General features: G+C 63.0%; 14 protein-coding genes and 1 pseudogene. 11 read left to right on the forward strand and 4 right to left on the reverse strand.

From position 1 onward, the window contains the following. The 10 genes from ABY403_RS05905 to folD form a co-directional block, all read left to right on the forward strand. Nucleotides 1-312 (forward strand): cell envelope integrity protein TolA (locus tag ABY403_RS05905; protein WP_372839823.1); only part of this gene is annotated, 312 nt, incomplete at its 5' end. Nucleotides 313-458: 146 nt separating this feature from the next. Beyond that, on the forward strand, nucleotides 459-1778 hold the full coding sequence (tolB, locus tag ABY403_RS05910; protein ID WP_372839824.1) for a Tol-Pal system beta propeller repeat protein TolB: 1320 nt from the start codon (nucleotides 459-461) through the stop codon (nucleotides 1776-1778). An 80-nt stretch (nucleotides 1779-1858) separates the two neighbouring features. After that, nucleotides 1859-2377 carry a peptidoglycan-associated lipoprotein Pal gene (gene pal, locus ABY403_RS05915; protein ID WP_372839825.1) on the forward strand — a complete coding sequence of 173 codons (519 nt, stop codon included), beginning with the start codon at nucleotides 1859-1861 and terminating at the stop codon, nucleotides 2375-2377. 10 nt (nucleotides 2378-2387) lie between these two features. Then, on the forward strand, nucleotides 2388-3215 hold the full coding sequence (gene ybgF, locus ABY403_RS05920; protein ID WP_372839826.1) for a tol-pal system protein YbgF: 828 nt from the start codon (nucleotides 2388-2390) through the stop codon (nucleotides 3213-3215). Further along, the gene (gene tilS, locus ABY403_RS05925; RefSeq protein ID WP_372839827.1) at nucleotides 3212-4468 is read left to right on the forward strand and encodes a tRNA lysidine(34) synthetase TilS; all 1257 of its coding nucleotides are present in this window, start codon (nucleotides 3212-3214) and stop codon (nucleotides 4466-4468) included. Before ybgF ends, tilS begins: the two co-directional genes overlap by 4 nt. 77 nt (nucleotides 4469-4545) lie before the next feature. Continuing rightward, complete coding sequence (ftsH, locus tag ABY403_RS05930) at nucleotides 4546-6456, forward strand: ATP-dependent zinc metalloprotease FtsH (protein WP_372839828.1); 1911 nt, start codon at nucleotides 4546-4548, stop codon at nucleotides 6454-6456. A gap of 148 nt (nucleotides 6457-6604) precedes the next feature. Next, nucleotides 6605-7591 carry a magnesium/cobalt transporter CorA gene (gene corA, locus ABY403_RS05935; protein ID WP_372839829.1) on the forward strand — a complete coding sequence of 329 codons (987 nt, stop codon included), beginning with the start codon at nucleotides 6605-6607 and terminating at the stop codon, nucleotides 7589-7591. A gap of 247 nt (nucleotides 7592-7838) precedes the next feature. Continuing rightward, the gene (locus tag ABY403_RS05940) at nucleotides 7839-9515 is read left to right on the forward strand and encodes a formate--tetrahydrofolate ligase (protein WP_372839830.1); all 1677 of its coding nucleotides are present in this window, start codon (nucleotides 7839-7841) and stop codon (nucleotides 9513-9515) included. Nucleotides 9516-9581: 66 nt separating this feature from the next. After that, nucleotides 9582-9887 (forward strand): chorismate mutase, encoded by a 306-nt coding sequence (locus ABY403_RS05945; protein WP_372839831.1) that lies wholly within the window; start codon nucleotides 9582-9584, stop codon nucleotides 9885-9887. Beyond that, complete coding sequence (folD, locus tag ABY403_RS05950; RefSeq protein ID WP_372839832.1) at nucleotides 9884-10774, forward strand: bifunctional methylenetetrahydrofolate dehydrogenase/methenyltetrahydrofolate cyclohydrolase FolD; 891 nt, start codon at nucleotides 9884-9886, stop codon at nucleotides 10772-10774. Before ABY403_RS05945 ends, folD begins: the two co-directional genes overlap by 4 nt. A 9-nt stretch (nucleotides 10775-10783) precedes the next feature. Here the strand turns inward: folD and ABY403_RS05955 are convergent, their stop codons facing one another. After that, nucleotides 10784-11215: a DUF1810 domain-containing protein gene (locus tag ABY403_RS05955; RefSeq protein WP_372839833.1), complete on the reverse strand. Its 432-nt coding sequence runs from the start codon at nucleotides 11213-11215 to the stop codon at nucleotides 10784-10786. Then, nucleotides 11212-11586 carry a PaaI family thioesterase gene (locus tag ABY403_RS05960; RefSeq protein WP_372839836.1) on the reverse strand — a complete coding sequence of 125 codons (375 nt, stop codon included), beginning with the start codon at nucleotides 11584-11586 and terminating at the stop codon, nucleotides 11212-11214. The genes ABY403_RS05955 and ABY403_RS05960 overlap by 4 nt, the downstream gene beginning before the upstream one ends. Nucleotides 11587-11808: 222 nt before the next feature. Here ABY403_RS05960 and ABY403_RS05965 point away from each other — a divergent pair, with 222 nt between their 5' ends. Then, nucleotides 11809-12558: a LytTR family DNA-binding domain-containing protein gene (locus ABY403_RS05965; RefSeq protein WP_372839834.1), complete on the forward strand. Its 750-nt coding sequence runs from the start codon at nucleotides 11809-11811 to the stop codon at nucleotides 12556-12558. Here ABY403_RS05965 and pdeM read toward each other — a convergent pair. Continuing rightward, nucleotides 12551-13222, reverse strand: a complete 672-nt coding sequence (pdeM, locus tag ABY403_RS05970) for a ligase-associated DNA damage response endonuclease PdeM (RefSeq protein WP_372839835.1) — start codon at nucleotides 13220-13222, stop codon at nucleotides 12551-12553. The two genes, ABY403_RS05965 and pdeM, sit on opposite strands and share 8 nt — an antisense overlap. Nucleotides 13223-13289: 67 nt before the next feature. Next, nucleotides 13290-14196 (reverse strand): annotated as a pseudogene (locus tag ABY403_RS05975) (DNA ligase-associated DEXH box helicase); the annotation flags it as partial.

The raw sequence follows: 14196 nt of genomic DNA on the forward strand, positions 1-14196 counted from the left end.
CCGCTGACCGCGGGCGAGCTTGGCAATCTGCGCAGTGCGATCAGCGCCTGCTGGACGGTTGGTGCCGCCTCGACGGAAACACTGCGCAGCATCGTCACCGTCGGCATTACCATGACGCCGGGGGGCGAAGTCGAATCAGTGCGCAGGATTTCAGCCGACAGCCCCAGCGATGCGGCCGCAAATACCGCCTACGACATTGCTCGCCGCACGATCTTGCGCTGCATCGGCAACGCAGCACTGCCACCTGAGAAATACGAGACTTGGCGCGAAATCGAGATGGTTTTCGACTATAACGGGATGCGACTGCGATGAACCCTTGGTCAATCTCGAGGCAGCTTGGTTCAGATCGGCGGCCAATGGCGAAAAATCGCCCCGGCCAGAGAAATGAGGATGAAGTGATGCGCACCCGCGGCCATAGTGGCACCACCACCCCAACCCTGACAGAAGGGACACGCCCGATGTTTTTGCGCCTTCTTCTGGCCGCAGCGCTTTCAGCGCTTTCCTTTGCCCCGGCCGCGCTGGCGCAATCATCGCCGCTGCGCATCGAGATCACCGAAGGGGTGATCGAGCCTTTGCCCTATGCGGTGCCCTTGTTCATTGCCGAAACGCCCGAAGCAGCACAAGCGGCGGCTGATATTACCGCGGTGGTGACATCGGACCTTACCGGCACCGGTTTGATGCGCGACATCCCGGCAAGCGCGCATATCGGCCGCGTCACGTCCTTTGATGCGCCCATCGTCTATGCCGACTGGAAGGCGATCAACGCGCAGGCGCTGATCGTCGGCTCGGTGGGGCTGTCGGGCGGGCGGTTGACGGTGAAGTTCCGCATGTTCGATGTATTCTCGGGCGCTGAAATGGTCGGCCAGCAGCTGGGCGGTGGGGAGGCAAGCTGGCGGCGGATCGCGCACAAGGCGGCGGATGCCGCCTATGCGGCGATCACTGGCGAAGGCGCGTATTTCGACAGCCGCGTGGTGTTTGTGGCTGAATCCGGAGACAAGGGCGCGCGGCAAAAGCGCCTTGCGGTGATGGATTACGACGGCGCCAACCTGCAATACCTGACCGACAGCAGCACGATCGTGCTGTCGCCGCGCTTTTCGCCTTCGGGCGACAGGGTGCTTTACACCACGTTCGAGACAGGCTTTCCGCGCATCAAGCTGATCGACGTGGCAGCGGTGACGGGGCGGTTTCTGGCCGAGCAACCGGGCACCATGACGTTTTCGCCGCGGTTTTCGCCCGATGGAGCGCGCGTTGTCTATTCGCTTGAACAGGACGGCAATACCGATATCTGGGTGATGGATATTGCATCCGGGGCCGCAACCCGCCTGACCAATAGCCCAAGCATCGAGACCTCTCCTTCGTTTTCGCCCGATGGCAGCAAGATTGTGTTTGAAAGCGACCGTTCAGGCACGCAGCAGCTTTACATCATGTCCGCTACAGGTGGCGCTGCCGACCGGATCTCGTTTGGCGATGGGCGCTATTCCACGCCGGTCTGGTCGCCGCGCGGCGATCTGATCGCGTTCACCAAGCAAAGCCCGGGCCGCTTCCATATCGGCGTGATGCGCACGGACGGCAGTGAAGAGCGGCTGCTAACCGCCTCATTCCTCGACGAGGGCCCGACATGGGCACCGAACGGCCGTGTCATCATGTTCACTCGCGAAACCTCGGGTGCGGCAGGCGAGGCGCGGCTCTACTCGGTCGATATTTCTGGGCGCAACCTCAAGCAAATCCCAACACCCGGCCCGGCATCTGACCCGGCTTGGTCGCCGCTGCAACCCTAACCCCGCTGCCTGATTCCCAAGCCCGCGGCAACCTGATAGAATACTTCTGATCGAGCCAACAAAAACGAAGGCGGAAACCCATGTCTATGATTACAAAATCACTTCTCATCGTCGCCGTCCTCGGGTTGGCGGCCTGCAACAACCCTGATCGTTTCGGCGGCGCCAGTGGCGCAGGCGGTGTCGGTGCCGATGGCATCACCTCATCGGCGCTTGGCGATCCCTCGGATCCGCGCTCGGCGGCGTATTTCATGCAGACGGTGGGCGACAAGGTGCTGTTTGCGGTCGATCAATCGACCCTTACCCCAGAGGCGCGCAACACGCTGATCGGGCAAGCTGTCTGGATGCAGCAGAACACGCAATACTCTGCCATCATCGAAGGCCATGCCGACGAGCAAGGCACCCGCGAATACAACCTTGCACTGGGTGCGCGCCGCGCCAATGCGGTGCAAGAGTTCCTGATTTCGCAAGGCGTTTCGCCGAGCCGGTTGCGCACCGTTTCCTATGGCAAGGAACGCCCGCTGGCGGTCTGCTCGACCGAAAGCTGCTACTCGCAAAACCGCCGCGCGCTGACCGTGGTTTCGCTTGGCGCAGGCGTATAAGGGGATGAAGATGCGGTTTTGGGCAGTGCTGGCGGTCGCGCTTTCGCTGGCCATTCCGGCCGGGGCGCAAAGCAATTCGGCAACGCTCGCGTCGATCCGAACAGAACTCGGTGCGCTTGCGGGCGAGCTTGAGGCGCTGCGCGCCGAGTTGATCAGTGGCAGCGGTGCTGGGCTGGTTGCAGCGGGTGGAGTTGGCGCGCTGGAACGGATGGACGCGATCGAGGCGGCGCTGGTGCGGCTTACCGCGCAAAGCGAGGCGCTTGAAAACCGCATCAACCGCGTAGTGGCCGATGGAACCAACCGCTTGGGCGATCTGGAGTTCAGGCTTTGCGAGTTGGAAGAGGGCTGCGACATCTCTAAACTTGGTGCCACGCCGCTGATTGGCGGCGGGGTGGCATCTGCGGCTGGCGGCAGCTTTGGCGGCTCGACCGTGCAGGGTTCGAGCCCGGAACTCGCGATGAGCGAGCAAGCCGATTTCGACCGCGCCAAGGCGGCGCTTGATGCGGGCGATTTTGCCAATGCGGCACAACTTTTCGCCAGTTTCAACCAGACCTATACGGGTGGGCCCCTGACGGCCGATGCGCTTTATCTGCGCGGTCAGGCATTGCAGGGCGCGGGCGATGTGGCGGGCGCGGCGCGCGCTTGGCTTGAAAGCTTTGCCGGTGCACCTGACGGGCCGCGTGCGCCTGATAGTCTGCTGATGCTGGGTCGTTCGCTGGCTGATCTGGGGCAGGTGCCCGAGGCCTGCGCAATGTTGACCGAGGTTGGTTTGCGCTTTCCCACAGCCGCCGCCGCCACAGAGGCGAGTGCCATGATGCGCACGCTGAACTGCCCGTGACCGAAGATTCTGCGTCGCCCATTGCGGCGAGGCTGAACGCGCTATTGCCGCCCGGCCGATTCTCGCGGCTGGGCGTTGCCGTTTCGGGCGGCGGCGACAGTGTTGCGCTGATGCGTCTTTTGGCCGCGCATCATGCGGCAGGTGGGCCAGAGCCATTGGTCGTGTCACTTGACCACGGCTTGCGCCCCGAGGCGGCGGATGAGGTGGCGGCGGTGGCGCGTTCGGCGGCGGCGCTTGGCCTGTCACATACAGCGCTGGTCTGGGGCGGTTGGGACGGGTGCGGCAACCTCATGGCAGGGGCGCGGCGTGCGCGGTATCGGCTGATCGCCGACTGGGCGCGGGGGCAGGGCCTGCCGGCGGTGGCGCTGGGCCACACTGCCGACGATCAGGCAGAAACCTTTTTCATGCGGCTGGCGCGGGGTGCGGGGCTGGATGGGCTGTCAGGCATGGCCGAAGAGCGGCGCGCCGAAGGCATGCTCTGGCTGCGCCCGCTACTGGGCACTACTCGCGCCGAGTTGCGAGACTATCTGCGCGCGGCGGGGGCGGATTGGGTGGATGACCCGACCAATGAAGATACCGCTTATGCGCGCGTGCGCGCCCGCGCTTCGCTTGCCGCGCTGGCACCCTTGGGCATTTCGGCAAGTGGTGTGGCCGAGGTGACGGCGCATCTGCGCGAAGTGCGTGAGGTGCTCGACACCGCCACACATGCCGCAGCCGAAGCCTTGGTTCGTGATGATAGCGGCGATCTGGTCATCGAGCGTGCGGGCCTTGCCGCGCTACCCGCTGAACTTCGCCGCCGTTTGTTGGCGCAAGCCCTGCGGTGGATCGCGAGTGCCGAGCACGCACCGCGTGGCCCCGCGCTGGCAGCTTTTGCCGAAACCGCGTTGAAAGGCGATGCCCCGGCAACATTGCACGGCTGCTTTGCGCTGCCCGAAGGCAAAGATTTGCGGATTTGCCGCGAGGCCGCGGCATGTGCAGGCGCGGTGCCTTTGGGTGAGTTGTGGGATGGGCGCTGGCGGGTCGTCGGCCCCTCTGTGCCGGGCGCCGAGGTGCGTGTGCTGGGCGATAAAGGCTTGCAACAATGCCCGGATTGGCGCGCCAGCGGGCGGCCCCGCGCGGCGCTGGCCGCTGACCCCGCGCTATGGCGGGGGGGTGAATTGCTTGCAGCACCGCTGGCTGGGATGGGTAATGGATGGCGCGCAGAGGCTGAGCGGGATCGTGCTGATTTCCTTGTATCGCTTTTCGTGCATTGAACCTTTCAGGTTAATGCCTATTTTCAGCTTCGACGGCGGCGCCTGTGAGGCGCGGGCCACTGTATGGAGGGTACCCATTGGGTAACGCGCGCAACATCGCCTTCTGGGTCGTACTGTTCTTGCTGATTCTGGCGCTATTCAACCTGTTTAGCGGCAGCCAAGGCACCTTGAACGCACGATCAGTCAGTTATTCCGACTTTATTTCGCGGGTCGAGACCGGCGCGGTGACAAGCGTGGTTCTCGATGGCGAACAGGTGATGTTCCGCGGCACAGATGGGACGCAATACACCACTGTCAAACCCGAATCCGACCAGATCACCGAAACGCTGATCGCAAATAACGTGGAAGTGAAGGTCGAGCCGCAGCAGCAATCGGGCTTCATGTCGATTCTCGGCGTGTGGTTGCCCTTCCTCGTGCTGATCGGCATCTGGATCTTCTTCATGAACCGTATGCAGGGCGGCGGCAAAGGCGGCGCGATGGGCTTTGGCAAATCGAAGGCCAAGCTTCTGACCGAAAAGAATGGCCGCGTGACCTTTGACGACGTGGCAGGCATCGACGAGGCCAAGGAAGAACTGGAAGAGATCGTCGAGTTTCTGCGCAATCCGCAAAAGTTCAGCCGCTTGGGCGGCAAGATCCCCAAGGGCGCGCTGCTGGTCGGCCCGCCCGGTACCGGTAAAACCCTGCTGGCGCGCGCCATCGCGGGCGAAGCCGGTGTGCCGTTCTTCACCATTTCAGGCTCGGACTTCGTGGAAATGTTTGTCGGCGTCGGTGCAAGCCGTGTGCGCGACATGTTTGAACAGGCCAAGAAGAACGCGCCCTGCATCGTCTTTATCGACGAGATTGACGCGGTCGGCCGTTCGCGCGGGATCGGTATCGGTGGCGGCAATGACGAGCGCGAGCAGACGCTGAACCAGCTTCTGGTCGAAATGGACGGGTTTGAAGCCAACGAAGGCGTCATCATCGTTGCGGCAACCAACCGCAAGGACGTGCTTGACCCCGCGCTCTTGCGCCCCGGCCGCTTTGACCGGCAGATCCATGTGCCCAACCCCGATATCAAGGGCCGCGAGAAGATCTTGCAGGTGCATGCTCGCAAGACGCCGCTTGGCCCCGATGTGGAACTGCGTCTGATCGCGCGTGGCACCCCCGGTTTCTCTGGCGCCGACCTTGCCAACCTCGTGAACGAGGCGGCGCTGATGGCGGCGCGAATAGGGCGGCGGTTTGTGACGATGGACGACTTTGAACAGGCCAAAGACAAAGTGATGCTGGGTGTCGAACGCCGCAGCATGGTGCTGACGCCCGAACAAAAGGAAAAGACCGCCTATCACGAAGCCGGCCACGCCATCGTCGGTATGGCGATGCCCAAGTGCGACCCGGTTTACAAGGCCACCATCATTCCGCGTGGCGGCGCGCTGGGCATGGTTGTCAGCCTGCCCGAGATGGACCGGCTGAACATGCACAAGGATGAGGCCAAGCAACGTATCGCCATGACCATGGCCGGCAAGGCAGCCGAGATCATCAAGTTCGGCGAAGAAGGCGTATCAAACGGCCCGGCCGGTGACATCATGCAGGCAAGCCAGCTGGCGCGCGCCATGGTGATGCGCTGGGGCATGTCCGACAAGGTTGGGTCAATCGATTATTCCGAGGCGCACGAGGGATATTCGGGCTCGACCGGCGGCTTCTCGGTTTCCGCCTCGACCAAAGAGATGATCGAGGTTGAGGTGAAGGCGCTGATCGACGAGGGCTATGAGCTTGCGCGCAAGACCCTGATCGAGAAATCGGAAGAGTTCGAGCGTCTGGCAAAGGGTTTGCTTGAGTATGAAACACTGACCGGCGAGGAAATCCGGCGTGTGATGCGCGGCGAATCGCTTGGCGACGACGACGCTGATGCGACCCCGCCTTCGGGCAATGTGCCCTCGGTCACCGCCTTGCCGCGCACCAAGCCCTCCACGCCCAAAGGGGGCGGCACCGCCCCCGAACCAAGCGCCTGAGCGTCGCGGGCATCCGCCCGCGCGCCAGCGCCGCTTGCGCAACTGAAGTGCTGGACAGAGCGCGCACACCCGGTTAGGGGGCGATGCCAGTGGCCCCCTGTCTGAGGCAGGTCGCCCTATGGCCGAAACAGCAACGGGGGAAGGCGCAATGATCACCACCTACAATGTGCGCAACGGTTTGCTGGTATCGCACGAAGGCCCCCCCGGATCGGCCCGCGCCTTGGCACCCGAGGATGTGGTCTGGCACGACATGCAGGCCCCGTCGCTTGAAGAAGAGCGCCAACTTGAAGCCCTGCTCGGGGTCGAGATTCCGACGCGCGAAGAAATGGAAGAGATCGAGGCGTCCTCGCGACTTTATACCGAGGGCGGGGCGTTTTTTCTGACCGCGACAGTCGTTGCCAACGCGCAGTCCGAGACCCCGCAACTGGCACCTGTCACCTTCATTCTTTCGGGCAATCGTCTGGTGACCGTGCGCTACCACGAGCCGCGCTCCTTCGCCACCTTCCGCCAGCGCGCCGCCAAGACCGATCTGGGCATCCGGTCGGGCACGACACTGCTGATCGCCTTGTTCGAAACCGTCACCGACCGGCTTGCCGATATTCTTGAAGCGGCAGCGCGGCGGCATGAAGAGATTTCGCGCGACGTGTTCGTATCGGGCGCGCGCAGCCCCGAGCAGCGCAACCAGCTTTCGCAGATTCTGGAGCGGATCGGCCAAGCCGAAGACATGAACGCAAAGATCAAGGAAAGCATCGCCACGCTAGACCGTGTGATCGGCTTCTTCTCGCTGGCACCTGACACCAAGAAGGGTGCGACCGAGCGGCGCACGCGCATCAAGACAGTGGCGCGAGACCTGCGTTCCTTGGCCGATTACGCCAATGCGCAGACACAGAAGATCACCTTTCTGCTTGATGCGACGCTGGGCATGATCAACATCGAACAGAACAGCATCATCAAGATCTTCTCGGTTGCTGCGGTGGTGTTCCTGCCGCCAACGCTGATCGCGTCGATCTATGGGATGAACTTCCATTTCATGCCCGAGATCAGTTTTACCTATGGGTATCCGATGGCGCTGGGCATGATGGTGCTTTCGGCGATCGGCCCCTACTTCTTCTTCAAGCGCAAGGGGTGGCTCTAAGCGACCGGCCCTTTTTTCTGTTCGCGCGGCTGCGCGTGCGGCTGGCCCCTGCGCGCGCCCACGAAGCACCCCTGTCTGATGGTTCTGTGGCACCGCGCTCGCCCGTGTTTATTGTGCTGACAATTTAATCGCGGCTGCTCTTAATGGGGCGGCGTATCTTTGCGCTTTAATGTCGCAAACGCGCTTACCCGCGTACGCCGAGCAGTTAGTCTGCGCGAAACCCAGATGCCTTTGGAGGGCCCGCCCCGTGATCGTCAAGACCGATATCGAGATTGCCCGCGCCGCAAAGAAGCTGCCGATCGCCCTGATCGGTGCAAAACTTGGCATCCCGAACGAGCAGCTTATCCCCTACGGGCATGACAAGGCCAAGGTGAGCCGCGATTTCATCAACGGGCTGGATGGGCGCGCGCAGGGAAAGCTGATCCTTGTTACAGCCATCAACCCCACCCCCGCGGGCGAAGGCAAGACCACCACCACCGTGGGTCTGGGCGATGCGCTGGCGCGTGTCGGCAAGAAAACGGCCATCTGCATCCGTGAAGCGAGCTTGGGGCCGAACTTTGGCATGAAGGGCGGCGCTGCGGGCGGTGGCTATGCGCAGATCGTGCCGATGGAAGAGATGAACCTGCATTTCACTGGGGATTTTCACGCCATAACCAGCGCGCACAACCTGCTGAGCGCGATGATCGACAACCATATCTACTGGGGCAACAGCCTTGAGATTGACGAGCGTCGCATCGTTTGGCGCCGCGTGATGGATATGAACGACCGCGCGCTGCGCGATATCGTGGTGGGGCTTGGCGGGGTTTCCAACGGCTTTGCGCGCCAGACAGGGTTCGACATCACCGTGGCTTCTGAGGTAATGGCGATTCTGTGCCTGTCGAAGGACCTTGAAGACCTGCAAGAACGGCTGGGCAGCATCGTCGTGGCATATCGGCGTGACAAGACGCCGGTCTATTGCAGCGACCTTAAGGCCGATGGCGCAATGACCGTGCTTTTGAAGGATGCATTGCAACCCAACCTTGTGCAGACGCTGGAAAACACCCCCGCCTTTGTGCACGGTGGCCCGTTTGCCAATATCGCGCATGGTTGCAATTCAGTCATCGCCACTGAAACGGCACTGAAGCTGGCCGATTATGTGGTGACCGAGGCAGGTTTTGGTGCCGACCTTGGTGCCGAAAAGTTTTTTGACATAAAATGCCGCAAGGCCGGGCTAAAACCTGCGGCAGCGGTGATTGTTGCCACGGTGCGGGCAATGAAGATGAACGGCGGCGTCGCTAAAGCTGACCTGGGGTCAGAAAATGTGGCAGCCGTAAACAAGGGTTGCCCCAATCTTGGTCGCCACATCGCCAACGTCAAAGGATTTGGCGTGCCAGTGGTGGTGGCGATCAACCATTTTACCTCGGATACCGAGGCAGAAATAGCCGCGGTCAGGGCTTATGTAGCCAAGCAGGGTGCTGAGGCCGTGCTTTGCAAGCATTGGGCCGAAGGTGGGGCGGGGGCGGAAGAGCTGGCGCATAAGGTCATCGCGCTGGCCGAAGCTGGCGCAAGTGCCTTCGCGCCGCTTTACCCAGACGATATGGGCCTGTTCGACAAGATCGACACCATTGCCCGGCGCATCTATCACGCGGGCGAGGTGATCGCTGACAGCTCGGTTCGCGATCAGCTGCGCGCGTGGGAAGCGGCCGGATATGGCCATTTTCCCATTTGCATGGCGAAAACGCAGTATTCGTTTTCGACCGATCCAAACCTCCGGGGCGCACCCACAGGCCATACCCTTCCTATTCGCGAAGTGCGGCTGTCGGCGGGGGCTGGGTTCATCGTGGTGATCTGCGGCGAGATCATGACGATGCCGGGTTTGCCCAAGGTGCCATCGGCTGAAACGATCAGGCTGAACGAAGATGGTCTGGTTGTGGGGCTGTTCTAAGGCGCGGGGCTTGAGACGCCTCGCAAAACCGGGCATTAGCCTTGCAATCGTTGCCCGGAGGCTTGCATGAAACCGACCGCCCAGATCGCCAGCATGGCAGAACTGCGCGCCGTGATCGACGCGCTTGATGCTGAATTGGTTGCAGGGCTTGCCCTGCGCTCGCGGTTGATCGACCGGGCGGCAGAGTTGAAACCTGCCGAGGGTATGCCTGCGCGCATACCTGAAAGGGTAGATGCGGTTCTGGCCAATGTGCGCACCGAGGCCATCGCGCGTGGCCTCGACCCGGCGCTGATCGAGGCGCTCTGGCGTCTGATCGTCGATTGGTCGATCGCGCGCGAAGAAGTTGTTCTGGGAAAAGGAGAAGGCTCATGAGTGCCAAGAACATCGACGGCAAGGCCTTCGCGGCGGCGGTGCGGGCCAAGGTCGCAGATCACGTGGTGCGGCTGAAGGCCGACTATGGCATCGCGCCGGGGCTGGCGGTTGTTCAGGTTGGGCAAGACCCCGCCTCAGAGGTTTACGTTCGCAACAAGGGCATTGCCACGCGCGAAGCTGGTATGGCGAGTTTCGAGCATAAGCTTCCTGCTGATGTCTCGGCCGCCGCACTTTACGCGCTGATCGACCGGTTGAACGCAGACCCCACGGTGCACGGCATCCTCGTGCAGTTTCCCGTGCCACCGCATCTGAGCGAGACCGAGATCGTGGCCCGCATCGACCCTGCCAAGGATGTGGACGGGCTGCATGTTCTGAATGCGGGGCTCTTGGCCTCGGGCGGCAAGGCGATGGTTTCGTGCACGCCGCTGGGCTGTCTGATGCTGTTGCGCGATCAGTTGGGCTCCCTTGCAGGGCTGAATGCCGTTGTGGTGGGCCGCTCAAACCTTGTGGGCAAGCCGATGGCGCAATTGCTGCTGCGCGAAAGCTGCACTGTCACCATTGCCCATTCGCGCACGCGCGATCTGGCGGCGGTCTGCAAGGGTGCCGACATTCTGGTGGCCGCAGTTGGGCGGCCGCGGATGATTACCGGCGATATGATCAAGCCCGGCGCGACGGTCATCGACGTGGGCATCAACCGCATTGCGCATGACGGCAAGACGCGGCTGGTGGGCGATGTCGATTTCGCCTCGGCGGTAGAGGTGGCAGGGGCGATTACCCCGGTGCCGGGCGGGGTTGGCCCGATGACCATCGCCTGCCTCTTGGCAAACACGGTCACCGCGGCCTGCCGCGCCAATGGCTTGCCAGAGCCGGAGGGGCTGACCGCCTGACCGGGGGCGCTAGGTTTCCCCTGGCGCGGCTAGTGCGGTGCGCGTAAGCGGACAGCGCCGCGCCGCGTAAAACGTATCGAGCACCGCGGCAAACTCTGGCCCGCCGCCCGCGGCCTCGAACAGCGTCGCAGAAGAGCAGAGCTTCAGCGCATCGATTTGCCCGAACATGTCTTGGGCGCTGCTGTGAGGGTGGCTCAGCACGGCGCGTGCGGCATCATGCAGGCGCGGGCCCAGCACCGGGTCGGCCAGATAAGCGCGCGCCTCGGCAAGGTCGGCAATGCCGTAATGTTTCGCGGTTGCCGAATGGCCAAGCGCGGCAAGTTGCGGAAATATGAACCACATCCAGTGTGTCTGCTTCAGCCCGGCGCGCAATTCGGCCAACGCCACGGGCCAGACGTCTTGCTGCGCTTCGTGAAACCGGGCAAGCCGCATGGTGCTCATGCCGGATCGACGGGCACCATCGTGCCTTGCAAGATGGCGATTAGCTTGCGCGCACCGTCCGCCGCTTCGGCCTCGACCTCGGCAGTGACCACCACCAGCCGCCGCCCCGGCCGGACCACCCGCCCGCGCGCAATCAGCCGCACGCCCAAGGCGGGGGCCAGCAAGTTGATCTTCATTTCGGCGGTCATCACCTCGCGCCCCGGTTCGATCAGCGTCAGCGCGGCATAGCCTGCTGCGGTGTCACCCAAGGCAAAGGTCACACCCGCGTGGCCTGCGCCGTGCTGTTGGCCCATCGTGGGCAGCAACGGCGCGGCCAGTTCGCAGACCCCGTCACCGACGCTCATGACTTCAGCACCGATCGTGCGCATCATCGACTGAAGCGCGAAACTCGCAATAATTCGGGGCTGCGCAGGGTGTGGCACGAGGTACTCCTTGACTTCTTTTTCATCAAAGCGCGCCCTAGTCATGCAAGCAACAGGCATTGCTTGTTGGCTACGCGCAAGGTAGCAACTATTCTATACAATCATTCTTTTTGTGCGGTGTTGATGATATCCTTTTTAAAGCAATGGAAAGCCAGTCTATCGGTGCCTGCGGTGCCCATTATTTGGGTGGCGCTTTCCTTGCTGGGTGCTGCAACGGGTCCGTTTGGCACCTTGCACAACTACTCGCTGGAAACGCGACTGGTTTACTGGCCGCTGCTGATTTCGGCATCAATTCTGATCGGAACGGCAGTGCGGGTATTCGTAGAGTCGGTGCTGATGCTGCGGCATTTTGCTGCACAAGCGCCAATGCAGGCGCTTCTGATTGTGTTGTTGCTCACCCCACCGCTTTACGCAGGAACGCTATGGTTTTCGCATCGCAGTGACGGCGCTCCGCCGAACGTGCGCGAGATGGCGCTGTTGATTTTTGCGACGTCAATCGCCATCAGCGCGATTCGATACGCAGTGGGAAGCGGTCAAACAGCATCGGCCGAGCCAGCCCCGCCACCCCCGCCGCCTGCGCCCGAACCGCGCATTTTCTTGCGGTTGCCCGAAGACAAGCGCGCGCCACTGCTGCGCCTCTCCGTGCGCGATCACTATGTGGATGTCTTCACAGAGGCAGGCGAAACATCGCTTCTGCTGCGGCTTAGTGACGCGATTCTCGAAACCGAAGGGGTCGAAGGCGCGCGCGTGCATCGCTCGCACTGGGTCGCGGCAGCGGCGGTGGCGGGTAGTGTTTCAACGACGGGAAAGTTTGCGCTGGTGCTTACCGATGGTACGCGTGTTCCGGTTTCCCGAACCTACAGGGCGGCGGCCGAGTCGATGTTGGCGGCGCGCGCCATGGGCGGGGATTTGGTTAGCTAGTCCGGCCCTCGCGCAGGCGCGGCATCGGCATTGCCAACGCGCGCGCCCCCGTCAGCACCGCCAGCGCATTTGGCAGCATCAGCGCCGCAAGCACAGGATCGCTTGCCGACAGACCGCCAGTATAGGTGCCGAAGGCAGGCAAAATGGCCCGCCGCGCATCAAGCAGAAAGCAGGGGCGCGAAACCCCGCCAAGCCGCGCCTTCGGGTGGTAATGGCCCGAAATCTCGCCCGCCTCGGTGCCCGCCTTGGCGATATGGCAAAACCTGATCGGCCCACGCGCCACATCGTCGCGGTGGCTGCCACCCAGCGCCACGGGGCCCGGATCGTGGTTGCCTGCGATCCAGACCCAATGGCGGCCCGCCATCAGCCGTGTCAGCCACAGCGACTCGGCATCGGGCAAGTCTGCTGCCTCCAGATCGTCGAAACTGTCGCCAAGACAGATCACCTCTGCGGGGTCCAGCGCGGCGATTTCGGCATCAAGCCGGGCGAGTGTGCTGCTGGTGTCATAGGGGGGAAGCAGCGCACCGTTGCGCCGCGCCAGTCGCGCGGCCTTGCCAAAGTGCAGATCCGATACAACCAGACACCTCTCTGCCGGCCACCAGAGCGCGCCGGTGGCCCGCGCCACCAGTTCCGCACCGGCCAGAACAAACTCGTGCCCCTGCATGCCCGCCTCTTGCGCCGCTGCGACGGCTTTTCTTCAAACCAGTGCCGACTGTCGCGCCGCCTCGGTGCTAGCGCAAGCCTGCCTGCGCCATCAAGTGCGCCGCCTCGGTCGCCATCAGCCTTTCGCGCCCCTCGCCGCGCACCGCAACCTTGCCCACTTCCAATAACAACGCGGCGGCTAGTGGTGGCAGCCCCGGCAAACGGCGAAGCGTTACCCTGCCGCCAAATTGCGCCAGCATCGCCGCAACCCGCCCCGCATCGACCATGCCATTCAGCGCTGCGGTGCGGGTGACGCGCAATAGCAGATGGTCGGGGTCATGGCGGGCCAGCGTGTCGTAAAGGATGTCCGAGGAAAAGGTCGCTTGCCTTCCGCTTCTGCGCGCGCCGGGCAGGTTGCGCTGGATCAGCCCGGCTACCGTGGCCACCTCTCGGAAGGCGCGCTTCATCACCGAGGTTTGCTCGAACCACGCCATCAGCCCTTCGCTCACCGCTTCCGGGCGCAAGAGGTCGGCGGCATCGGCAAGCGGTTCCAGCCCCCAGATCAGCACCGCGCAATCGGAGGCGACAAAGCCAAGCGGCGCAAGCCCCGCCGCCTCCATCGCGCGGGTTAGCACCATGCCCAGCGTCTGCATCGCGCCCCGCCCACCAAAGCCCCAGAAACAGGCATATTCGCGCCCTTCAAAGGGGAAGCTTTCCACCAGCATCGCCTCGCTGCCCGGTAGTGCCGAAACTTCGGCCTGTAGCGCCAGCCAGTCGCGCGTGTGGGCAGGCAGGCGTGGGTCGGGTGCGCTGATCTGGGCCATCACACGCGCCGAAAGAGCGGTCGAGGTTGAGAACTTGGAGCCCGAAAAGACGGCGATCTTTGGCCGCTTTGCGGTTGAGCGGCTGACCTCGACGGTCAGTTCGTTCAACCCCTCAAAGCGCACCACCTGCCCTCCGATCAAAAAGCTGTCGCCGGGGCTGAGTGTTGCGGCA

It is taken from the genome of Phaeovulum sp., assembly GCF_041596715.1.
Taxonomy (GTDB): Bacteria; Pseudomonadota; Alphaproteobacteria; order Rhodobacterales; family Rhodobacteraceae; genus UBA6213.